This window comes from Limnohabitans curvus (genome assembly GCF_003063475.1).
Taxonomy (GTDB): domain Bacteria; phylum Pseudomonadota; class Gammaproteobacteria; order Burkholderiales; family Burkholderiaceae_C; genus Limnohabitans; species Limnohabitans curvus.
Genome location: NZ_NESP01000001.1, coordinates 2,589,299 through 2,611,067 on the forward strand (window position 1 = coordinate 2,589,299; position 21,769 = coordinate 2,611,067).

Here is a 21,769-nt window from a genome sequence, read left to right on the forward strand (position 1 = left end):
ACGTGCCCCATGAAAAAAGGCTCCCGAAGGAGCCTTTGATTTGTAAACCCAGAAGGTTTAGACGCGCTTGCGGTATTCGCCGGTGCGTGTGTCGACTTCGACTTTGTCACCTTGGGCCACGAACAATGGCACAGCCACTTCGAAACCTGTTGCGAGTTTGGCGGGCTTCAACACTTTGCCTGAGGTGTCACCTTTGACGGCTGGCTCAGTCCAAGTGATTTCGCGCACGACGTTGGTGGGCAATTCGACAGAGATAGCTTTCTCGTCGTAGAACACCACTTCGAGTTCCATGCCGTCTTCGAGGTAGTTCAGGGCGTCGCCCATGTTGCTGGCTTCGACTTCGTATTGGTTGAAATCGGCATCCATACACACATACATCGGGTCAGCGAAGTAAGAGTAGGTGCAGTCTTTCTTGTCCAAGATGACTTGGTCCATCTTGTCGTCGGCTTTGAACACCACTTCGGTGCCGAAGTTAGCGATCAAGCTTTTCAATTTCATGCGAACCGTGGACGAACCACGACCGCCACGTTGGTATTCGGTGCGCAGGACGACCATCGGGTCCTTGCCGTGCATGATGACGTTGCCAACGCGGATTTCTTGAGCGGTTTTCATAGTTTGGATGTTTTCTAAGAGGTATGTGGCCCATGCAGCTCAAGCTGCGCTGGGATTCGCAAAGCCACCTATTTTAGCGTTTTTGGGCCACAAAACCCAGCAGCGCTGTGGTGAGGTCGGTTTGACTTTGTAAACGGTGCTGAGTTCGGCTGCTCCAATCACGCCAATCCTCAAGCATGGCGCGGGATACCGGGGGAAGAGGGCCTGTTTCTAGACCGTTCCAAATGGCATGGAATTTTCTTAAAAGTAGGGGCATGTCGAGCGCCGCTTCAAAGGCGTGTAGCTTGTCATGGTGGGCTAAATCGTCTTGCGGGTAGATGTGCCACACCAGTGGCTGGCCCGCCCAAAGGGCGCGTACCAGAGAGTCTTCGCCACGAACAAAATTCAGGTCACAGGCCCACAGCAGGTGGTCAAAGTCGGTTTGGCTGAAATAGGGCAGTTGGCTGATCTGCAACTGGCCAGTGCCGGAGGGGGGTAGGTTCAACGCTTGCGTGGCTGCCGTCACCGCCGCACTGGGGCGGCCTTGGGTGACCAGTAAGCGGGTGCGCTCGTCTGCTTGGCTCAGTTGCATCAGCAAATCGGGCAAGGCTGCAGGCTCGTAGCAAAACAAGCTGATAAGCCGTTCGTTGGCTGCAATGGGTTGATCGAGTGGCAGGGCTGCTAGCCACGCTGCGCGATCAAACTTAGATCGTCGAGAAATGAAAGGGCTGGGTGTATTGTCTTGCGCTGGTGACGTGTCCAACAAATTCGGCTCGCGCAGCAAGCCGCCCGTGTCGGGTGTGAAACCCGGGAAGAAAAACCATTTCATCAGCCCGCGAGCAGGGCCGCTCATCACGGGCGAGGCTAAGCCGTGCGAACGCGCCACATAGCGCTCGGCGCTGAGGTATTCGAGGTTGATCCATACGGGCGGTGTGCCTTGCACCATCAGGGCTTGAAACGCTTCGGGAAGTGCGCAACCAAAGGCCTCCACCACCACATCGCCCACTTTGAATGCGGCATCTTGAGCCAAGGTTTGAAGCGCTGCATCCGTCGGCCAAACATGCACCTTAATGCTCGCACAACCTTGCGGCGCCATCCACGCCAAGGCGGATGCATCGTCGACCCACAAGCGAACGCTGTGGCCGCGTTGCGTGAGGTCAGCGCACAGCCGCCAGCACACACCGAGGTCGCCGTGGTTGTCGATGACGCGACAAAAAATATCCCAGTGCAGAACGGGTAATGAGGAGGTGTCTGGTTTCACGCCTCAGATTGTCCACAATACAGACATGTCCAAAACTTCTTCAGACGCTACGCCAGAAAACACGGCTCCGCGCCACCCGCCCGAGCTGTTAGAGCTGGTGGCCAGCTTGCCTGCATTGCCCGGCGTGTACCGCTACTTTGATGCGCAAGAGCAGGTGCTGTATGTGGGCAAGGCCATCAACCTGAAGAAGCGGGTGTCTAGCTATTTTCAGAAAGACCACGGCGGCACACGCATTGGCCACATGGTCAGCAAAATTGTGCGCATGGAAACCACGGTGGTGCGCTCTGAGGCTGAAGCGTTGCTGCTGGAAAACAACCTCATCAAAACGCTCAAGCCCAAGTACAACATCTTGTTTCGCGATGACAAGAGCTATCCGTATTTGAAGATGACGCGCGGCGTGCCCGTGAAAATCAATGACGCTGTAAAACCGGCTGCATCGCCAGTCGGTTTGTCTACTCCCGACACGGCCAACTCCAAGACGGGCAATCACTTGAGCGTGAACCCCCAACAAGTGCCCCGCGTCGTGTATTACCGAGGCGCGGTAGACAAACGCCACGACTACTTTGGCCCATACCCCAGCGTGTGGGCGGTGCGCGAAGCCATTCAGCTGCTGCAAAAAGTGTTTCGCTTGCGCACCTGCGAAGACACCGTGTTCAACAACCGCACGCGCCCGTGTTTGCTGTACCAAATCAAGCGTTGCTCGGGGCCATGTGTGGGCCTCATTTCTGTGCCCGACTACCAACGCGATGTAGACAGCGCCATGCGCTTGCTGCGCGGCGAAACCCAAGAGGTGATGGGCAGCATCGAAGCGCGCATGATGGCGCACGCCGAGAAGTTGGAGTTTGAACAAGCCGCCGAACTGCGCAACCAAATGAGCGCTCTCTCAAAAGTGTTGCACCAACAAGCGGTGGACACCGTGGGTGACCAAGACGTGGACATCCTCGCCGTCAAAGTGCAGGGCGGCAAAGCCTGTGTCAACTTGGCCATGGTGCGCGGTGGCCGCCATTTGGGTGACCGCCCTTACTTTCCCGTGCATGTGGACGATGCCGAGCCCACCGAAGTGTTGGAAGCGTTTTTGAGCCAGCATTATTTGGATGTGCCTGTGCCGCCTGCGCTCATCACCAGCCATGCGGTGGACAAAGAACTGCTGCAAGCACTGACCGAGCAAACCGGCGTCAAGATCACCGCCGTGCACAACCCGCGCGAGCAACGCCGCGTGTGGCTAGAAATGGCGCAACAAAATGCGGACATTCAGCTGGCCCGCTTGTTGGCCGAAGAAGGCTCGCAACAAGCACGCACCCGTGCGTTGGTGGATGCGCTCGATTTAGCGCCCGAAGATTTAGAGCAGTTCCGCGTGGAGTGCTTTGACATCTCGCACACCTCGGGCGAGTCCACACAGGCCTCGTGCGTGGTGTTTCATCACCACAAAATGCAAAGCGCGGAATATCGCCGCTACAACATCGACGGCATCACGGGTGGTGACGACTACGCCGCCATGCGCCAAGTGCTAGTGCGCCGCTACAGCAAGCTGGCCGAGGCCGTGCGTGCCGGCGAGGGCAAGCTGCCCGACCTCGTGCTGATTGATGGCGGCAAAGGCCAAGTGTCGATGGCGCGTGAGGTGTTTGAGTCGCTCGGACTCGACCTGTCGCGCATCGTGGGCGTGGAAAAAGGCGAGGGCCGCAAGGTGGGCCTAGAAGAGCTGGTGTTTGCCGATGGTCGCGAGAAGGTGTACCTCGGTCGTGACTCGGCTGCGTTGATGCTGGTCGCGCAAATTCGTGACGAAGCCCATCGCTTTGCCATCACCGGCATGCGCGCCGCACGCGCCAAAGTGCGCGTGGGTGGCAGCAAGCTCGAAGAAATTCCGGGTGTGGGGCCAAAGAAACGCGCCAAGTTGCTGCAGCGCTTTGGCGGCGCTCGCGGTGTGGGCGATGCCAGCGTGGCAGACCTGTGTACTGTGGAAGGTATTTCGGAAGAGTTGGCGCAAACGATTTACAACGCGCTGCGCTAAGTCAACTGCTGGCTGCGTGTGGCGCAGTGGCGCGCATTCAGCCGCGCCGCTGTAAACCACAAAAGCTTTAGGCTTTAACGACTTCCAGCAAACGGTCTAAGCCACCTTCGTTGATAGCCACCATCGCTTGCTCACGCACCTTGGGTTTGGCGTGATACGCCACCGACAAGCCGGCTTCGCCCATCATCAGCAAATCGTTTGCGCCATCGCCCATGGCAATGGTTTGTTTGGGACTGATGCCCATTTGTGCGCAGATGTGCAGCAGCATCTTGCGTTTTTCAGCGCCGTCACAAATGTCTCCCCAATCTTGCATCACCACTTGACCTGTCAGGTGACCGTCGGCAATGTCAAGCAAGTTGCTGCGTGAAAAATCGATGTTCAGCATCTCGCACACGCGGTCGGCAAAGAAGGTGAACCCACCGCTGACCAACAACACTTTCATCCCATGGGCTTTGCAGGTGTCCACCAAGTTTTTGGCGCCAGGGTTCAAACGCAAACGCTGTTCAAACACCTCTTGCAAAGCCGACTCTGGCGCACCTTTGAGCAGCGCCAAGCGGCGGCGCAAGCTGTCTTTGAAGTCGGTGATTTCACCTCGCATCGCCGCCTCGGTGATGGCCGCCACCTCGGCCTTGCGGCCGGTAGCATCGGCAATTTCGTCAATGCACTCGATGTTGATGAGCGTCGAGTCCATGTCAAACGCGATGAGTTTGAAGTCTTGGAGTTTCAGGGGGGCTTTGAAGCCTTGGATGACTAAGCCAGGAGCGAATTCTTGTTGCATAAATAATTAAGACTTGAGATACAGATGGTCAGACCAAGTGGCCAACCAATAAGGCTTGAACGCCACAAAGATAGCGCACATCATGCCCGTGATGAACGCGTCACCCCAGGCCATGAGCCAAAACGCGATCAGCGATAAACCACTGGTCACATTTGGCAGTTCGTGGCCTGTCCACTGGGCTAAGAGGTTGGCCGCAAAGATGCACAGAACCGAGCCCAAAAAGCCTCGGCCCAGCACATACACAAACGGGTGGTGCGACACCCAGCGGCGCAACGCAGCGCCCAACAGCAGCGCAAAGGTGGCAGGTAGCAAGCCTTGCCACACGATGAGTGCGGCCGCTGTGTCGACTGAGGTGGCCGATATCAAGGTGGTGGTGATGCCCACCGCCACGAGGGCCAGCACAGCCAAAGGCCAACCCAGCATGAGTGTGACCAGCGGTGCACCTGACCAATGCAGTTGCAGCGGCATGTGGTGCAAGCTGGGCAACGCCCATAGCCACGGCAGCAGCACCAAGGTGGCTAGCAAGGGCGTGAGCAGCTCGGTGCCCACCAACATGCGCCACGGCTTGAGCCACAGCGATGCAGTCAAGCAAGCCAAGATGACGGCGATTTCAAAGTCCATGGTTATGACTGCGCCTCTGCCGCTTTGGCCACAGGAGCGGTGGGTGTGCCGAGTGAGCGCAACACATCGCGCACCATTTGTGCGCGGGCTTGTGGCTCAGGCAGCTCGCGTTCGATGCGCAAACGGTCGTTACCAGCCAGTTTGATGTGTTTGTTTTTTTGCACCAGTTCGATGATGCGCATGGCGTCAAACGGTGGGTTGGGCTTGAAGCTGATGTGGGTCACACCGGGTGCAGCGTCTACCTTGGTCACACCATAGCTGCGGGCTTGCACGCGCAGGCGATGTACGTCGATGAGGGTTTGCGCTTGCGCAGGCAGTTTGCCAAAACGGTCCACGATTTCTTCCAGCAGCGCGTCAATTTGGTCGCCCGTTTTAGCAGTGGCTAATTTTTTGTAGAACGACAAGCGCAGGTGTACATCGCCGCAGTAGTCATCGGGCAGCAGTGCGGGGGCGTGCAGGTTGATTTCGGTGGTGGCGCTCAAGGGGCTGAGCAAGTCTGGTTCTTCGCCGTTCTTCAACGCGCGCACGGCTTCAGACAACATTTCGTTGTAAAGCTGAAAGCCCACTTCGAGCATGTTGCCGCTTTGGTTTTCGCCCAGCACTTCGCCCGCGCCACGAATTTCAAGGTCGTGCATGGCTAGGTAAAAGCCTGACCCGAGTTCTTCCATTTGTTGAATGGCATCCAAGCGCTGCGAGGCTTGTTTGGTCAGGCCCTGTGTGTCGGGCACCATGAGGTAGGCATAGGCTTGGTGGTGGCTGCGTCCCACGCGGCCGCGCAGCTGGTGCAACTGTGCCAAACCAAATTTGTCGGCGCGGCTCATGATGATGGTGTTGGCGCTGGGCACGTCAATGCCAGTCTCGATGATGGTGGAGCACAGCAGCATGTTGTAGCGCTGGGCCACAAAGTCGCGCATGACGCGCTCGAGTTCGCGCTCAGGCATTTGGCCGTGGGCTACGGCAATGCGTGCTTCGGGTAATAGATCTTCCAGTTGGGCGCGGCGGTTCTCAATGGTGGCCACATCGTTGTGCAAGAAATAGCACTGGCCGCCACGTTTGAGTTCGCGCAGCACGGCTTCACGAATCACACCATTGCCTTCGTTGCGCACAAAGGTTTTGATGGCGAGGCGGCGTTGGGGTGCAGTGGCGATGACGCTCAAATCACGCAGGCCTTCTAGGGCCATGCCCAAGGTGCGCGGAATCGGCGTGGCGGTGAGCGTGAGCACATCCACCTCGGCGCGCATGGCTTTCATGGCTTCTTTGTGGCGCACACCAAAGCGATGTTCTTCGTCGATGATGAGCAGGCCCAGGTCTTTGAACTTGACCGACTCGCTCAGCAGCTTGTGCGTGCCCACCACGATGTCGACTTGGCCTTCAGCCAAACCTTTGGCGGCAGCGGTGATTTCTTTGGCCGAGCGGAAGCGGCTCATCTCGGCAATCTTGATGGGCCATTTGCTGAAGCGGTCTACCAAGGTTTGGTAATGCTGCTCGGCCAACAAAGTGGTGGGGGCCAAGAAGGCCACTTGTTTTCCACCCGTCACAGCGACGAAGGCTGCACGCAAGGCCACCTCGGTTTTGCCAAAGCCCACATCGCCACACACCAAGCGGTCCATAGGACGCGGGCTGATCATGTCTTGCATGACGGCGTGGATGGCGGCACGTTGGTCGGCAGTTTCTTCAAAGCCAAAGTCGTTGGCGAAGGTTTCGTAGTCTTGCGGCGAGTAGCGGAAAGGGTGACCTTGGCGTGCGGCGCGGCGGGCGTAGATATTCAGCAACTCGGCGGCGGCATCGCGCACTTGTTCGGCAGCGCGGCGTTTGGCTTTGTCCCACTGGGCGGAGCCGAGTTTGTGCAACGGTGCTTCGTCGGCACTCACGCCGGTGTAGCGGCCAATCAGGTGTAGCTGACTGACGGGCACATAGAGCACGGCGTTGTCGGCGTATTCGAGGTGCAAGAATTCTTGCAGCGCGGGTGAGCCATCGGCGTTCTTCTCGCCCAAGTCCATGTTGATGAGGCCACGGTAGCGGCCAATGCCGTGGGCGTTGTGCACCACGGGGTCGCCCAAGTTGAGCTCCGACAAGTCTTTGATGAGCGCTTCGACATCGCTGACTTGTTCTTGTTTCTTGCGGCGGCGTGTGGTCGCACCGACGGCAAACAGCTCGGTCTCGGTAATCAGGTCGAGGCCCGCTTCGGTCCAGCTGAAGCCCACTTGTAGTGCGGCGGTGGCAATGCCGATTTTTTCGGCGCTGCCCTCGAACTCGGCCAGCGAATCAAACGCAGGTGGGCTCACGTTGGATGAGCGTAAGAAGTCGAGCAGGCTTTCGCGGCGGCCATCGCTCTCTGCCAGGATGAGCAAGCGGTTGGCGGTTTTGCCTGCATGTGCTTGCAGCTTTTGCAGCGGGTCTGCCGCACCACGTACCACGGTGAGGTCGGGCAGGCTTTGGGCAAACGCGTTGTCGATCACGTCGGTGACGTGCGGGCGCAGCGCAAACTGCGCATAGCTGTTGGCCGAGGCGTAAAACTGTTCGGCGCTTAAAAACAAATTGGCAGGTGGCAAAGCAGGGCGTTCGGGGTCGCCTTGCACCAAACGGTAGCGGTCTTGCGTGTCTTGCCAAAAGCGTTGGAATACGGGCTCTAAATCGCCGTGCAGCACCACGGTGGCCGACGTACCAAGATAGTCAAACACCGTGGCGGTTTCTTCGAAGAACAAAGGCAGGTAGTACTCAATGCCAGCTGTGGCCACGCCGTTGCCAATGTCTTTGTAGATGCGGCTCTTGGTTGGGTCGCCATCGAGCATTTCGCGCCAACGGTTGCGAAAGAGCGCACGCGCGGCATCGTCCATCGGGAACTCGCGGCCTGGCAATAGGCGCACTTCGGGCACGGGGTAGAGGCTGCGCTGGCTGTCGGGGTCGAAGGTGCGGATGGAGTCGATTTCGTTGTCAAACAAATCGACGCGGTAGGGCACCAGCGAGCCCATGGGGAAGAGGTCAATCAAGCCACCACGCACCGCGTATTCGCCAGGGCTGACCACTTGCGTGACGTGCGTGTAGCCCGCCAGCGTGAGCTGAGATTTGAGCTTGGCTTCGTCCAGCGCTTGCTTGACTTTGAAGTGGAAGGTGTAGCCCGCCAAGAACGCGGGCGGGGCCAAGCGGTACAGCGCGGTGGTGGCTGGTATCAGCACCACATCGGCATCGCCCTGCGAGATGCGCCACAAGGTGGCCAAGCGTTCGCTGATGAGGTCTTGGTGGGGCGAAAAGCTGTCGTAGGGCAGCGTTTCCCAGTCGGGGAACAGCACGCAGCGCAAGTCGGGGGCGAAGAACGCCATTTCGTCTTGCAGGCGCTGGGCGTCCACCGCATCGGCGGTGATGATGGCCACACGTTGTTGTTTGGCTTTTTCGCGCGTGCCCAGCTGTGCGAGCAGCAATGCGTCCGCAGAGCCGACAGGGCGGGGCATGGCAAATCGTTTGCCGGGACTCAATGAGGGCAGATGCATTGGCGTAATTCTAGAATGGGGGCTGAGCTTTCTATTTGCCGAGGCTCAAACCTATTCAATGCCCTTACACACCCACCGCCCTCTTCGTTTTTTTGCCGTCATTCCTTGTGCGGGCTTTGGCAGCCGCGCCGGCACGGCCACGCCTAAGCAGTACCAAGCCATTGCAGGCTTGCCTATGGTGGTGCACACGCTCAAGGCCTTCGCTGGCGTGCAGCGTATAGCCAAAGGTGCGCTGGTATTGGCTCCCGACGATGTTCACATGGATGGTGTACTGGCAACGCATCCGCAGCCTGTGTTTGAGGCAGTGCGCACCGGAGGTGCCACGCGGGCTGAGAGCGTGTTGGCGGGCTTGCGTGAGCTGGTGAAGCAGGGCGCACACGACACGGATTGGGTGCTGGTGCATGACGCAGCGCGTTGCTTGGTGACGCCGGAGCAAATCAATGCTTTGATAGACGCTTGCCAAGACGATGCCGTGGGAGGCTTGCTGGCACATAAATTGGCCGATACCTTGAAGGCCGAAGCCCATGGCCGTGTGGCGCAAACGGTGGATCGCTCTGACAAATGGTTGGCGCAGACGCCGCAAATGTTTCGCTTAGGTGTGTTGCTACAGGCCTTACAGCAAGCAGGTGCTGCTGTGACGGATGAAGCGAGCGCCATTGAGGCGATGGGCTTGAGCCCGCTGCTCGTGCCCGGCAATGCGCAAAACTTCAAGGTGACCTATCCCGAAGACTTTGCCTTGGCGGCTGCTATTTTGAATTCGCGTCATTGACGCATCGATCGATGGAAAGAACACACGATGACCGTACCCTCATTTCGAATTGGTGAAGGCTGGGATGTGCATGCGCTGGTAGAAGGCCGCCCGCTGGTGCTGGGTGGTGTGCGCATTGCGCACACACATGGCTTGCTGGGTCACTCGGACGCGGATGTGCTGTTGCACGCCATTACGGATGCCTTGCTGGGAGCGGCGGCTTTGGGGGATATCGGCAGACATTTTTCGGACACCGATGCTGCCTATAAAGGCGCCGACTCGTGGGTGCTTTTACAGAAGACAGCTCAACTGGTGTGCGCCGCAGGTTTTCAAATTGGCAACATCGACAGCACCGTGATTGCACAAGCGCCTAAGCTGGCGGCACACATGCCAGCGATGTGCCAACGCATCGCGCAGGCGCTGGAGATTGATGTGTCCCGTGTGAATGTGAAGGCGAAGACGGCCGAAAAAATAGGCCCTGTCGGACAGGGCCTCAGCATGGAAGCTCGCGCGGTTGCTCTGATTTATTAATTGCCGGTGGGTTTGGGCCCCAAAGCAGCCAAACCTTCGACAACTTCTCGCACCACACGGCGATGTTCTGGCTGAAGCGAGAAGTAGCGAGAAATCAATTGCTGGTCAACCAGGTTGATGCGCTCGTCTTTCAGACCTTCGTCGGCAGGACGGGGTGGCGGTGTACCAAACAACAAACCTTCCGGTGAAATTTTGAGCCATTTAGACAGAACGAGAAGTTTGTCTTGCTTAGGTATGGACACCCCCATGAGCCAATTACGTGCAGCGTGGGAAGAGATGCCCTCACCCCAATAGCGCAAATTGAACTCGTTTGCCACGACGGTTGCAGAGACTCGAATGCCTGCATCTTTGAGCGCGGCGCGAAAACGGTCTGCAAATTTGCTGGTTTCTTTAGGGTAGGTTTGTGTCATACCTCTAAGGTAAAAGAGATTCGGCTCAATGTTGTAATTGTAAGTAGAAAAATATTCTTATTTGATTAATAAGAACTACAAATATCGCTGAATCTCTTTTGATTTTTATTGCGCGACCCAGCCGCCATCCATATTCCAAGCAACGCCGCGGACGTTGTTGCCAGCTTTGGAGCAGAAGAAAACGGCTAACTCACCCAGCTCTTCGGGTGTTGTGAATTGCATCGAAGGCTCTTTTTCGCCCAGCAACAACTTGATGGCTTCGTCGTTGGAGATGTTCAAAGCAGCGGCTTTCGCATCGACTTGTTTTTGCACGAGTGGCGTGAGCACCCAGCCTGGACAAATGGCGTTGCAGGTCACGCCAGTGGTTGCGTTTTCTAGCGCCGTGACCTTGGTCAAACCAACGATGCCATGCTTGGCCGCCACATAAGCCGACTTTTGCGCGGAGCCCACCAAACCATGAATGGACGCCACGTTGATGATGCGGCCCCAGTTTTGTTTTTGCATGTAGGGCAAAGCCAAGCGCGAGGTGTGAAAGGCGCTGCTGAGGTTGATGGCAATGATGGCGTCCCAGCGCTCCACAGGGAAGTCTTCCACCGAGGCCACGTGTTGGATGCCCGCGTTGTTGACCAAGATGTCCACGCCACCAAAGGTGTCGGCTGAAAACTTCATCATGGCCTCGATGTCTGAGGCCTTGCTCATATCGGCGCCGTGGTAAGCGACTTTCACGCCTAATGCGGCCACTTCGGCCTTGGGCCCTTCGGCGTCGCCAAAGCCGTTGAGGATGATGTTGGCGCCTTGGCGTGCCAATGATTTGGCGATGCCAAGACCGATGCCGCTGGTGGAACCGGTGACCAAAGCTGTTTTACCGATGAGTGTGCGTTCAGACATTTTCAAAACTCCATGCATTACGATGAGAAACCTATAGACATTATGCGGTTCAGCGGCTTACATGAAACATAACGGAGAAACGCAGCGTGCTTCGCTCTTGAGCGCCTCACTGCAAGATTTGCCAGACCAGCCTGAGGCGCTGACTCGGGCGCGTGCCTTTGCGCAGCCTTTGCTGATGGGCGTCACGCTTGATACAGGTGAAGATTCGCTCGCGCACGCTGACGCGGTGACGGCCATCCTCCATCAAATTGGTGGCTCTGAAGCCATGCAAGCGGCCTGCTACTTGGTCTATGCCGCAGAGCACTTGCAAAAGCCAGAAGAAGTCATTGCCAAAGCCTTTGGCCCGAGCTATGCCGAGTTGGCTTTGGAAACCACGCGTTTGATTCGCGTGCAACGCCAAGCACGCGCTGTGGCGGCTGAATCGCAAGTGGCAGCTTTGCAAACCGAAAACGTGCGCAAGATGCTGCTGGCGTTCTCGCGCGATTTACGCGTGGTGCTGTTGCGCTTGGCGTCGCGCTTGCAAACTTTGCGCTACTACGCCGCCAGCAAGCAGCCTGTGCCAAACAGCTTGGCGTATGAGTCCTTGCATGTGTTTGCGCCGTTGGCGAACCGCTTAGGCATTTGGCAGATCAAGTGGGAAATGGAAGATTTGTCTTTCCGTTTCCTTGAGCCCGAAACCTACCGTGAAATTGCCAAGCTCCTCGATGAAAAACGTGTGGAGCGCGAGAACTACATGGTGCAGTTGCGCGAAGACCTAGAGGCCGAACTCAAAACTCAAGGCATCACGGCGCAAGTGGCGGGGCGGCCCAAGCACATTTACAGCATTGTCAAAAAGATGCGCGGCAAGTCGCTGGACTTTTCGCGCGTGTTTGACGTCCGAGCCTTGCGCGTGGTGGTGCCTTCGGTGCCCGATTGCTATGCCGCCTTGAGCATGGTGCACAGCAAGTTCTCGCCGATTGATTCGGAGTTTGACGACTACATTGCCAAGCCCAAATCCAATGGCTATCAGTCGTTGCACACGGTGGTGCGTGACGCGCAGGGGCGCCCGATTGAGATTCAAATCAGAACCCAAGAGATGCACGACCACGCCGAGCATGGTGTGGCCGCACATTGGGCCTACAAAGAAGCAGGTACCAAAGGCTACGCGGGTGTGAGCGCCTCCGGCGACTACGACGCCAAGATTGCCGTGCTGCGTCAGCTCTTGGCTTGGGAGCGCGAGCTCTCAGTTGGCGCCCAAAGCCAAGCCACCACCGATGCCTTGAGCGACCGCATTTATGTGTTGACGCCAGACGCCGCCGTGGTCGAGCTGCCCCAAGGTGCAACGCCCATTGACTTTGCCTACACCTTGCACACCAACCTCGGTCACCGTTGCCGGGGCGCGCGTGTGGATGGCGCGATGGTGCCACTGAATACGCAACTGAAAAACGGCCAGACGGTGGAGGTGACCGCCATCAAAGAAGGCGGCCCCTCGCGTGATTGGCTCAACCCAGAGTTGGGCTTTTTGGCCAGCTCGCGGGCGCGTTCCAAAGTGCGCGCTTGGTTCAATGCCCAGGCCATGCAAGAAACAGCGGCCAAGGGGCGTGAGGCAGTCGAAAAACTGTTGCAACGCGAAGGTAAAACAGCGGTGAAGTTGGATGACTTGGCATCGCAACTGGGCTTTAAATCGGCTGATGCTTTGTTTGAGCTGGTGGGTAAGGACGAGTTTTCGCTGCGCAACATCGAAACGCTGCTGAACCCACCCACCACGGTGATGGTGGCGGACGACTATGTGCGTTTGAAAAAAGCCAAAACGATCGACAAAGCCTCTAAGAGTGGTGTCTTGGTGGTAGGGATTGACTCGTTGCTCACGCAACTCAGCAAATGCTGCAAGCCTGCGCCGCCCGATGAGATTCGTGGCTTTGTGACGCGCGGCAAAGGCGTGAGCATTCACCGGGCTGATTGCGGCAACTTCCGTCAAATGGCACTGCGTAATGGCGACCGTGTGATTGAGGTGGACTGGGGGCAGTCCGCTTCGGCGCAGGCCTTGGTGTATCCGGTGGATGTGAACATCGAAGCTTTAGACCGCCAGGGCTTGTTGCGTGACATCTCAGAAGTCTTTGCCAAAGAAAAAATGAACGTGATTGGCGTGCAAACCCAGTCTGTGAAAGACCTGGCTTGGATGACCTTCACCGTGGAAGTGGGCGATTCACGGCGCTTGCAAAAGGTGTTGGGCTTGGTGAAAGAAGTTCGCGGCGTGCGCATGGCAAAACGTCGCTGAAGTCTGCTATACTTTCAGCTTCGAACAATGTAGGCGCGTAGCTCAGTTGGTTAGAGCACCACCTTGACATGGTGGGGGTCGTTGGTTCGATTCCAATCGCGCCTACCATATTGTTCCCCGTCAAGCCCGGCACTGTTTGAACAGTACTGGGCTTTTCTCTTTCAACGGGAGCTGACTTCATGAGCAGCAAAAAATCGACCACTTCAGATGACACGCAAGACCGCGTGATCAAGAAGTATCCCAATCGCCGCTTGTATGACACCGCGTCATCCAGCTATGTGGCCTTGGCAGATATCAAACAACTGGTGATGCACAACACCCCATTTCGGGTGATGGATGCCAAGTCAGGGGAAGATCTGACGCGCAGCATTTTGTTGCAAATCATCTTGGAGCATGAGTCGGAAGGCTCACCCATCCTGACCGAGCAGGTCTTGGCCAACATCATTCGCTTTTATGGGCATTCGATGCAAGGCTTCATGGGCTCTTACCTTGAGAAGAACGTGCAAACGTTCATGGACAACGTGCCACAGCTGCCCATCGTGCCCACGCTGGTGAGTAGCTATGCCGAACAATTGCAAAAACAAACCGAACACATGATGGATGTGATGGGGCTGAAACGTAAATGACTGAAGTAACCACACCTAAAGTTGGCTTCGTGAGCTTGGGCTGTCCCAAGGCTTTGACCGACTCCGAATTGATCCTGACGCAACTCAGCGCCGAGGGCTATCAAACCTCTAAAACTTTTGCTGGCGCTGACTTGGTCATCGTCAACACCTGCGGCTTCATTGATGATGCTGTGAAAGAAAGCTTAGACACGATTGGCGAAGCCTTGGCTGAAAACGGCAAGGTCATCGTGACAGGCTGCTTAGGCGCACGACAAGGCGAAGGTGGCTCTAACTTGGTGATGCAAATGCACCCCAGCGTGTTGGCTGTCACAGGCCCACACGCCACGCAAGAGGTGATGGACGCGGTGCACACACATTTGCCCAAGCCGCATGACCCATTCATCGACTTGGTGCCCAATAGCTTTGGTGAAGCAGGTGTCAAGCTCACACCCAAGCACTACGCGTATTTGAAAATCAGCGAAGGCTGTAACCACCGTTGCACGTTTTGCATCATCCCGTCCATGCGCGGTGATTTGGTGAGCCGTCCGATTGGCGACGTGCTGAAAGAAGCGCGCGCTTTGTTTGAAGGCGGCGTGAAAGAACTTTTGGTGATCAGCCAAGACACATCGGCCTACGGCGTAGATGTGAAATACGTCACAGGTTTCTTTGATGGCCAGCCCATCAAGACGCGCACCTTAGAGCTGGCACAAGCTTTGGCCAAGTTGGCCCAAACCTATGGCGCTTGGGTGCGATTGCACTATGTGTACCCATATCCGAGTGTGGATGACATCATTCCTTTGATGGCCACGGGCCATGTGTTGCCGTATTTGGATGTGCCGTTCCAGCACAGCCACCCCGATGTGTTGAAGCGCATGAAGCGCCCAGCCAGCGGTGAGAAAAACTTAGAACGCATCGCCCGCTGGCGCGAGCTGTGCCCACAAATCGTGATTCGCAGCACTTTCATTGCTGGCTTTCCTGGCGAGACCGAAGAAGAGTTTGAGCATTTGCTGAACTTCGTGCGCGAAGCCGAGATTGACCGTGCCGGTTGCTTTGCCTACAGCCCCGTGGACGGCGCCGCGGCCAATGACATTCCAGGCATGCTGTCGCAAGAGGTGCGTGAGGCACGCCAAGCGCGTTTCATGGAAGTGGCAGAAGAAGTGTCGATTGCCAAGCTCAAGAGTCGCATTGGCTCGACCATTCAGGTGTTGGTCGACTCAGCACCCGCGGGTGGCCGCAAAGGTGGTGTGGGCCGTAGCTACGCCGATGCACCTGAGATTGATGGCGTGGTGAAGTTGTTGCCACCTGAGAAACTCAGCAAAGTATTGAAAGTGGGTGAGTTCACCCGCGCCAAAGTGGTAGCGACAGATGGTCATGACCTTGTCGCATTACCGATTTAAATTCACAAAAAACAAAAGCCACCTAAAAGGTGGCTTTCATTTAACTTATATTGGTGCCCAGGAAGGGACTCGAACCCCCACGATGTTACTCGCTAGTACCTGAAACTAGTGCGTCTACCAATTCCGCCACCTGGGCATTTCAGGAAAGAGAGGCATTGTATCAAGAATTCCGCACACACCAGTGGTTTACTGGAAGAGTTTGAAGGAACCGTCTCGGGACACCGCGATGGACACGGTTTTGTGCAACGAGATGATGGTTCGCCAGACATCTTCTTGCCCCCTAATGAAATGCGCGCGGTACTGCACCGTGACCGCGTCAAAGCACGCGTTGTGCGGTTTGACCGCAAAGGCCGCCCAGAGGGGCGCGTGGTTGAAATTTTGGAGCGTTCGCCGCAACCCATCATTGGTCGTTTGTTGCAAGAAAGTGGCGTTTGGTTAGTCGCGCCTGAAGACAAACGTTATGGTCAAGATGTCTTGATCAACAAAGGTGCGACCGCCAACGCGACGGTCGGCCAGGTGGTGGTGGTCGAGTTGACAGAGCCACCAAGCCTGTACGGTCAGCCCGTGGGTCGCGTCAAAGAAGTGTTGGGTGAGGTCGATGACCCCGGCATGGAAATCGAAATTGCGGTGCGCAAATATGGCGTCCCTCATGAATTCTCAGACGCTTGTTTGGGCATGGCGCGCGGTTTGCCTGACAAAGTGCGTGCGCAAGACAAAAAAGGTCGAGTCGATTTGACGGACGTGCCACTGGTCACTATTGACGGTGAAGACGCGCGCGACTTTGACGATGCCGTGTATTGCGAGCCTGCCAAAGTCGGCAAGGGCAAAGGCTGGCGCTTGTTGGTTGCAATTGCTGATGTGAGCAGTTATGTGGAAACGGGCAGCGCGATTGACGTGGATGCCTACGACCGCGCCACCAGTGTGTATTTCCCACGCCGCGTGATTCCCATGCTGCCCGAAAAACTCTCGAACGGTTTGTGTTCCTTGAACCCCGATGTCGAGCGCCTGTGCATGGTCTGTGACATGATGATCAACGCTTCAGGCGATGTCGAGGCGTACCAGTTTTATCCTGCGGTGATGTTCAGCCATGCGCGCTTCACGTACACCGAAGTGGCAGCGATTTTGTCAAACACACGCGGCCCAGAAGCAGCCAAGCGCAAAGAGCGCATCGACGATTTGCTCAATCTGCACGATGTGTACGGTGCGTTGCTCAAGGCTCGCCGTGCACGGGGTGCTGTTGACTTTGAAACCACCGAAACACAAATTGTGTGCGACGACAGTGGACGCATCGACAAAATCGTGCCACGTGTGCGCAACGATGCCCACAAGTTGATTGAAGAGGCCATGCTCGCCGCCAACGTGTGTAGCGCCGACTTTATTTTGCAAAGCAAGCACCCAGGTTTGTTCCGTGTGCATGAAGGCCCAACGCCAGAAAAGATCGACTTGCTGCGTGGTTACCTCAAAGCCACGGGTGTGGGCTTGACTGTGGGCGATAACCCAAAGCCCGCTGAATTTCAAGCGATTGCCGAAGCCACCAAAGAGCGCCCAGACGCACAGCAGATTCATTCGATGCTGTTGCGCTCCATGTCGCAAGCGGTGTACACGCCCGACAACAACGGTCACTTTGGTTTGGCGTTTGAGGCCTACACCCATTTCACCAGCCCCATCCGTCGCTACCCGGACTTGTTGGTGCATCGCGTCATCAAAGCGATTTTGTTCAAGCGCAAATACCAATTGCCGACGCTGCCCACGCCCGGTGAAGCGCATGCCAAATTGGCACGTCGCTTGGCCTCACGGGTGCGTGAACCTGAAAACAAGTTGGAGCAAAAAACCAAGCCAACGCCAGACCAACAAGCGTGGGAAGCCGCAGGTTTGCATTGCAGCGCCAATGAGCGTCGTGCCGATGAGGCCAGCCGTGATGTGGAGGCTTGGCTCAAGTGCAAGTACATGCGCGAGCATTTGGGCGAGGAGTACAGCGGTGTCGTGACTGCGGCAACCGGTTTTGGCTTGTTCGTCACTTTGGACGCCATGTACGTCGAAGGTTTGGTGCACATCACCGAGTTGGGTGGTGAGTATTTCCGCTTCGACGAAATGCGCCAAGAGCTGCGCGGTGAGCGCACGGGCATTCGCTATGGCATTGGGTCGCGTGTGCGCATTCAGGTCAGCCGTGTCGACTTGGATGGTCGCAAGATTGACTTCCGCTTGGTACGTGAAGCTGATGAGTTGTTGCCGCGCAGTGCGAAAGATGCCAACGGCTCGTCCATGCAAAACTTCAAAACGGCAGTGAAAAAAGCATTCACCAACATGAGCGGCAAAGCCGGGCGAGGTGAACCTAAATCAACGGCGGGTGCCGCTCGTAAATCGGGCGATAAAAAAGCCAGCGCCAAGAGTCGCCGCTCTCGTAAGTGATGCGCACAAGCTAAGCGACTGAGCGTTTTAGCGCACCGATGCCGCCAACAATGCGGCATCGAGTGCCGCTGCATCACTTGGCCAAGCATTGGCCACCTGCCCGTGTGCAAACACGGCTTGGCATGTCGCTGCAAATGGATCTTCGCTGCGTGCCAGGTAGGCTCCGATCAAGCCCGCCAGCACATCACCTGTGCCCGCTGTGGCCAGACGCGCATTGCCAGACGCGTTGATGACGGGTGTGTGGCCAGGGCTGGCAATGATGCTGCCAGACCCCTTCAGTACCACCACGCATTGAAACGTGTTTGCCAGCTGCTGTGCAGCGTGCAAACGGTTTTTCTGAACCTCCTTTGCTGAGCAATTTAAGAGCCGAGCTGCTTCGAGCGGGTGGGGCGTGAGGACGGTGGGCTTGTGACGGGGGCTGCGTTTTTTCAGCAGACTTTGCAGTGCCGTGTCACGTGCGATGGCATTCAAGGCGTCGGCATCCAGCACCAATTGCTGAGACGATGACAGCACCTGCGGCATCAAGGCATGCACCGCATCGCCTCCACCGCAGCCGCACACCACCGTGGATTCATTCAGGGCCAGGTGTGTGATGTCGCGCACCATCAAGGGTGGGTGCGCGGCGGTCGCCGCATGTTTGGCGTCTTCATCCATGAGTCCAACAAACACGCGGCCAGCACCGCCGTGTAAGGCGGCCAATGCCGCCAACATGGCGGCGCCAGACATGCCCGGCGCACCGCCAATCACGGCCACATCGCCAAAGCTGCCTTTGTGGCTGCTGTGTGCGCGAGGCGCGTGAGCTGGCTGGCTGTGTTGCAGCCAGGCGGTTGGCGTTTTTTGGGCGGTCACACCTAGGTCGTTGAACCAAATATGACCAGCTGCATCGCGGCCGTTGGCTGTGAATAGCCCGGGTTTGAGTGTGAGCAAGCTCAGGGTGTGACGCTTGGCTTTGACGTGATGCTGTGGCGATGTGTCTAACCACTCGCCTGTGTCTGCCAACAATCCTGTGGGGACATCCACGCACAGCACAGACACATCGCTGCGTTGCATGGCGCCTAACCATTGCGCCATCAAGCCTTCGGGCGAGCGTTGTCCGCCTATGCCGAGGAGGGCGTCGATGGCAAGGTCAAACTGCACAGGGGGTTGTTCAGCAAATGTGACGCCTGCGTCTTTTGCACGCAGCCATGATTGCTTGGCATCTGCTGGCATGTCGCCGTCTTTGCCTAACCATGTGACGATGGGGTGTTTGCACCATGCGTGTAAATGCATGGCGGCTTCTAAGCCGTCACCACCGTTGTTGCCGGGGCCGCAGGCAATCCAAATTTTTTGTGCGTGAGGTGCAATCGCCAAGGCCAGTTGTGCCGCGGCCAAGCCTGCGCGTTGCATCAGCGTGTGAGCAGGGAGTGCGGCTTGCGCTTCATGTTCAAGGGCTTGGGTCTGTGCAACGCTGTGCAGCGGCCAAGTGGCTTGGCTGCTCAGTGTTTGTGTCAGACCTTGTGTTTTCATCGTTGGAGGTGCAGGCGTTCAAGGCCTAGGCCTTGCAAATCAATGTCGGGGCTTTTGCCGTTGATGCTGTCTGCCACCGCGCGAGCGCTGCCACAAGCCAACGTCCAGCCGCTGGCCCCATGACCTAGGTTCAGCCATACGCCAGAGATGCCGCTGGCACCCAAGATCGGTGGTCCGTCTGGCAGCATGGGACGCGAGCCTTTCCAGACCTGCATGCTGTCTTGCGTGCGTGCAGCCCCCGGAAACCAATCGTCCAAGACGCGGTACAGCGTTTTGATACTGGCCGCATCATGGCGACTGGCGTTGCCACCGATTTCAGAGCCACCGGAGACGCGCACGCGCTGCCCGAGGCGGCTGATGGCAACTTTGTATTGTTCGTCCATCACGCCGCTGCGTGGGGCATCGAGGGGCTCACGCACCGATGCGCTGATGGCGTAGCCGTGTACCGCCGCCAATGGAATCCGAAGCCCCAAAGGACGCACGAGTTGCGCGCTTGCCAGACCTGCGCAAACCACCACCGCATCAAACTTTTCGCCAAGATCTTGTTTGGCGATGCGAATGGTTTTGGGCTGTGCGCTTGACAGTGGCTCAATGGGGGTGTTGAAGTGAAATTTCACGCCTAACGACTCGGCTTCGTTTTTCAGCAATAGGGCGAATTGACGGCAGTTGCCCACTTCATCTTCAGGAAAATGAATGGCTTGTGCCAAAGCGGTTTCAGGTTTGAGCGCAGGTTCGATATTTCTGGCTTCTTCAGCGCTCAATGTTTTGAAACTCAGCCCCGCATCGCGCATGACTTTTAAGGAGTCTTGCATCAGGCGGCTTTCACGCTCACTGCGCAGCAACACCATGAAGCCTTGGCTGCGTTCATGCTCCAAGTTCAAGGTGTCGGTGAGCGTGCGCATGCGGTGGCTGCTGTACTCGGCCAGGCGCAACATGCTTTCGCGGTTGCGTGCAAAGGTGGTGCTGTCGCAAGCTTTGCGCATTTGCCATAGCCAGCGCCAATCGGCCATGCTGAGTTTGGAAATGCGAAGCGGTGTATCGCGCTGCCACAAATGTGTCAGCACATGTTTGAACATACCGGGCCGAGCCCATGGCGCGGCATAACCGGCAGAGGCAACGCCGGTGTTCGAAAAGCTGCATTCTTCGGCTGCTGCCCCGTTGCGCTCAAAAACGCTGACCTGGTGGCCTTGTGTTGCCAATTCGTAGGCGGTGGTGATACCAATCACGCCCGCGCCAATCACGGCGACCTTCATGCGTAAATCCTTGCTGAAGGCAGCTGGGTGGGGGTAGGGGGCATGTATGGGTGTGCTAGAATCATTGGGTTTTTCCGAGGTTGAGGCTTTGTCTCAAGTTCGGACAAACATCACTCGCAAACCAGTCCAATCAAGGTGTTGCCAAGAGTTTTTCAAGAATGAAAACTTGCGGTGATGATGGGCTGGATTTTAGACCCAACCTTTGGAGTATCTCTATGTCAGTCACTATGCGCGATATGCTGGAAGCCGGCGTCCACTTTGGTCACCAAACTCGCTTCTGGAACCCCAAGATGTCCCCGTTCATCTTCGGTCACCGCAACAAAATTCACATCATCAACTTGGAAAAATCGTTGCCGATGTTCCAAGACGCCATTAAGTTCGTCAAGCAGTTGTCTGCGAACCGTGGCACCGTGTTGATGATCGGTACCAAGCGTCAATCACGCGAAATCGTCGCCGCTGAAGCACAACGTGCTGGCGTGCCTTATGTCGACCAACGTTGGTTGGGTGGCATGTTGACCAACTTCAAAACCGTCAAGACATCGATCAAGCGTTTGAAAGACATGAAAATCCAGCAAGAAGCTGGCTTGGACGCTTTGTCTAAAAAAGAACAACTGATGTTCAAGCGCGAAATGGAAAAGCTTGAAAAAGACATCGGCGGCATTCAAGATATGGCTGTGTTGCCTGATGCGATCTTCGTGATCGACGTTGGTTATCACAAAATTGCCATCGCTGAAGCCAAGAAATTGGGCATCCCATTGATCGGTGTGGTGGACTCTAACCACTCACCTGAAGGCATCGACTACATCATCCCAGGTAACGACGACTCGTCGAAGGCTGTGACTTTGTACGCTCGCGGTATCGCTGACGCGATCATCGAAGGTCGTGCTAACGCCACCAACGACTTGGTCAAAGCCGTGACCGAAGGCGGCGAAGAGTTTGTTGAAGTCGCTGCTTAATCACGCGACCCACGCTTGAAAAGGGGCTTGTGAAGCCCCTTTTTCACACCCAAATTGTTTTG

The 21,769-nt window shown here is 56.7% G+C and carries 17 protein-coding genes and 2 tRNA genes; 9 read left to right on the top strand and 10 right to left on the bottom strand.

What is annotated here, in order from left to right; all coding sequences use genetic code 11:
• Window positions 1–57: 57 nt before the first annotated feature.
• The gene (efp, locus tag B9Z44_RS13020; protein ID WP_104800292.1) at window positions 58–612 is read right to left on the bottom strand and encodes an elongation factor P; all 555 of its coding nucleotides are present in this window, start codon (window positions 610–612) and stop codon (window positions 58–60) included.
• 73 nt (window positions 613–685) lie between these two features.
• A complete protein-coding gene (gene earP / locus B9Z44_RS13025; protein ID WP_233246957.1) occupies window positions 686–1,852 on the bottom strand; it encodes an elongation factor P maturation arginine rhamnosyltransferase EarP in 1,167 nt (388 codons plus the stop codon).
• Window positions 1,853–1,877: 25 nt separating this feature from the next.
• Here earP and uvrC point away from each other — a divergent pair, with 25 nt between their 5' ends.
• The gene (gene uvrC / locus B9Z44_RS13030; RefSeq protein WP_108402637.1) at window positions 1,878–3,860 is read left to right on the top strand and encodes an excinuclease ABC subunit UvrC; all 1,983 of its coding nucleotides are present in this window, start codon (window positions 1,878–1,880) and stop codon (window positions 3,858–3,860) included.
• A gap of 67 nt (window positions 3,861–3,927) precedes the next feature.
• On the opposite strand, the gene serB is transcribed toward uvrC, so the two are convergent.
• Genes serB through mfd form a run of 3 tightly spaced genes read right to left on the bottom strand, consistent with a single transcriptional unit; the run spans window position 3,928 to window position 8,747 of the window.
• Window positions 3,928–4,638, bottom strand: coding sequence for a phosphoserine phosphatase SerB (gene serB / locus B9Z44_RS13035; protein WP_108360119.1), 711 nt, complete (start codon window positions 4,636–4,638; stop codon window positions 3,928–3,930).
• A gap of 6 nt (window positions 4,639–4,644) precedes the next feature.
• Window positions 4,645–5,259 carry a hypothetical protein gene (locus B9Z44_RS13040; protein ID WP_108360118.1) on the bottom strand — a complete coding sequence of 205 codons (615 nt, stop codon included), beginning with the start codon at window positions 5,257–5,259 and terminating at the stop codon, window positions 4,645–4,647.
• 2 nt (window positions 5,260–5,261) lie between these two features.
• On the bottom strand, window positions 5,262–8,747 hold the full coding sequence (mfd, locus tag B9Z44_RS13045; protein ID WP_108402638.1) for a transcription-repair coupling factor: 3,486 nt from the start codon (window positions 8,745–8,747) through the stop codon (window positions 5,262–5,264).
• 58 nt (window positions 8,748–8,805) lie between these two features.
• Between mfd and ispD the strand changes: the two genes are divergently transcribed.
• Window positions 8,806–9,516 (top strand): 2-C-methyl-D-erythritol 4-phosphate cytidylyltransferase, encoded by a 711-nt coding sequence (gene ispD / locus B9Z44_RS13050; RefSeq protein ID WP_108360116.1) that lies wholly within the window; start codon window positions 8,806–8,808, stop codon window positions 9,514–9,516.
• A gap of 27 nt (window positions 9,517–9,543) precedes the next feature.
• Entirely contained in the window at window positions 9,544–10,026 is a 483-nt protein-coding gene (gene ispF / locus B9Z44_RS13055; RefSeq protein WP_108360115.1) for a 2-C-methyl-D-erythritol 2,4-cyclodiphosphate synthase, read from the top strand.
• Here the strand turns inward: ispF and B9Z44_RS13060 are convergent.
• Both B9Z44_RS13060 and B9Z44_RS13065 read right to left on the bottom strand, forming a co-directional pair.
• The gene (locus B9Z44_RS13060) at window positions 10,023–10,436 is read right to left on the bottom strand and encodes a hypothetical protein (RefSeq protein WP_108360114.1); all 414 of its coding nucleotides are present in this window, start codon (window positions 10,434–10,436) and stop codon (window positions 10,023–10,025) included. The two genes, ispF and B9Z44_RS13060, sit on opposite strands and share 4 nt — an antisense overlap.
• A gap of 105 nt (window positions 10,437–10,541) precedes the next feature.
• Entirely contained in the window at window positions 10,542–11,324 is a 783-nt protein-coding gene (locus tag B9Z44_RS13065; protein ID WP_108360113.1) for a 3-hydroxybutyrate dehydrogenase, read from the bottom strand.
• Between the two features lie 61 nt (window positions 11,325–11,385).
• Between B9Z44_RS13065 and B9Z44_RS13070 the strand changes: the two genes are divergently transcribed.
• From B9Z44_RS13070 to rimO, 4 genes are all read left to right on the top strand, one after another.
• Complete coding sequence (locus B9Z44_RS13070; protein WP_108402639.1) at window positions 11,386–13,581, top strand: RelA/SpoT family protein; 2,196 nt, start codon at window positions 11,386–11,388, stop codon at window positions 13,579–13,581.
• A gap of 31 nt (window positions 13,582–13,612) precedes the next feature.
• Window positions 13,613–13,689, top strand: a tRNA-Val gene (locus B9Z44_RS13075).
• Between the two features lie 71 nt (window positions 13,690–13,760).
• Entirely contained in the window at window positions 13,761–14,207 is a 447-nt protein-coding gene (phaR, locus tag B9Z44_RS13080; RefSeq protein WP_108360111.1) for a polyhydroxyalkanoate synthesis repressor PhaR, read from the top strand.
• Window positions 14,204–15,583 carry a 30S ribosomal protein S12 methylthiotransferase RimO gene (rimO, locus tag B9Z44_RS13085; RefSeq protein ID WP_108402640.1) on the top strand — a complete coding sequence of 460 codons (1,380 nt, stop codon included), beginning with the start codon at window positions 14,204–14,206 and terminating at the stop codon, window positions 15,581–15,583. The genes phaR and rimO overlap by 4 nt, the downstream gene beginning before the upstream one ends.
• Window positions 15,584–15,634: 51 nt before the next feature.
• On the opposite strand, the gene B9Z44_RS13090 is transcribed toward rimO, so the two are convergent.
• A tRNA-Leu gene (locus tag B9Z44_RS13090) sits at window positions 15,635–15,719 on the bottom strand.
• Window positions 15,720–15,742: 23 nt separating this feature from the next.
• Between B9Z44_RS13090 and rnr the strand changes: the two genes are divergently transcribed.
• Window positions 15,743–17,992 (top strand): ribonuclease R, encoded by a 2,250-nt coding sequence (gene rnr, locus B9Z44_RS13095; RefSeq protein ID WP_108402923.1) that lies wholly within the window; start codon window positions 15,743–15,745, stop codon window positions 17,990–17,992.
• A gap of 27 nt (window positions 17,993–18,019) precedes the next feature.
• Here the strand turns inward: rnr and B9Z44_RS13100 are convergent, their stop codons facing one another.
• On the bottom strand, window positions 18,020–19,498 hold the full coding sequence (locus B9Z44_RS13100; protein WP_108402641.1) for an NAD(P)H-hydrate dehydratase: 1,479 nt from the start codon (window positions 19,496–19,498) through the stop codon (window positions 18,020–18,022).
• Window positions 19,495–20,751, bottom strand: coding sequence for a D-amino acid dehydrogenase (locus tag B9Z44_RS13105; protein WP_108402642.1), 1,257 nt, complete (start codon window positions 20,749–20,751; stop codon window positions 19,495–19,497). Before B9Z44_RS13105 ends, B9Z44_RS13100 begins: the two co-directional genes overlap by 4 nt.
• Before the next feature lie 215 nt (window positions 20,752–20,966).
• Here B9Z44_RS13105 and rpsB point away from each other — a divergent pair, with 215 nt between their 5' ends.
• Window positions 20,967–21,707 carry a 30S ribosomal protein S2 gene (gene rpsB, locus B9Z44_RS13110; RefSeq protein ID WP_108360107.1) on the top strand — a complete coding sequence of 247 codons (741 nt, stop codon included), beginning with the start codon at window positions 20,967–20,969 and terminating at the stop codon, window positions 21,705–21,707.
• Window positions 21,708–21,769 lie beyond the last annotated feature (62 nt).

Bases quoted from the DNA above. Each gene is read 5' to 3' on its own strand.
- B9Z44_RS13065 (WP_108360113.1), bottom strand. From the start codon at position 11,324: ATGTCTGAACGCACACTCATCGGTAAAACAGCTTTGGTCACCGGTTCC.
- efp (WP_104800292.1), bottom strand. From the start codon at position 612: ATGAAAACCGCTCAAGAAATCCGCGTTGGCAACGTCATCATGCACGGC.
- serB (WP_108360119.1), bottom strand. From the start codon at position 4,638: ATGCAACAAGAATTCGCTCCTGGCTTAGTCATCCAAGGCTTCAAAGCC.
- B9Z44_RS13105 (WP_108402642.1), bottom strand. From the start codon at position 20,751: ATGAAGGTCGCCGTGATTGGCGCGGGCGTGATTGGTATCACCACCGCC.
- ispD (WP_108360116.1), top strand. From the start codon at position 8,806: ATGCCCTTACACACCCACCGCCCTCTTCGTTTTTTTGCCGTCATTCCT.
- uvrC (WP_108402637.1), top strand. From the start codon at position 1,878: ATGTCCAAAACTTCTTCAGACGCTACGCCAGAAAACACGGCTCCGCGC.
- B9Z44_RS13070 (WP_108402639.1), top strand. From the start codon at position 11,386: ATGAAACATAACGGAGAAACGCAGCGTGCTTCGCTCTTGAGCGCCTCA.
- B9Z44_RS13100 (WP_108402641.1), bottom strand. From the start codon at position 19,498: ATGAAAACACAAGGTCTGACACAAACACTGAGCAGCCAAGCCACTTGG.
- rpsB (WP_108360107.1), top strand. From the start codon at position 20,967: ATGTCAGTCACTATGCGCGATATGCTGGAAGCCGGCGTCCACTTTGGT.
- B9Z44_RS13060 (WP_108360114.1), bottom strand. From the start codon at position 10,436: ATGACACAAACCTACCCTAAAGAAACCAGCAAATTTGCAGACCGTTTT.
- rimO (WP_108402640.1), top strand. From the start codon at position 14,204: ATGACTGAAGTAACCACACCTAAAGTTGGCTTCGTGAGCTTGGGCTGT.
- mfd (WP_108402638.1), bottom strand. From the start codon at position 8,747: ATGCATCTGCCCTCATTGAGTCCCGGCAAACGATTTGCCATGCCCCGC.
- B9Z44_RS13040 (WP_108360118.1), bottom strand. From the start codon at position 5,259: ATGGACTTTGAAATCGCCGTCATCTTGGCTTGCTTGACTGCATCGCTG.
- ispF (WP_108360115.1), top strand. From the start codon at position 9,544: ATGACCGTACCCTCATTTCGAATTGGTGAAGGCTGGGATGTGCATGCG.
- phaR (WP_108360111.1), top strand. From the start codon at position 13,761: ATGAGCAGCAAAAAATCGACCACTTCAGATGACACGCAAGACCGCGTG.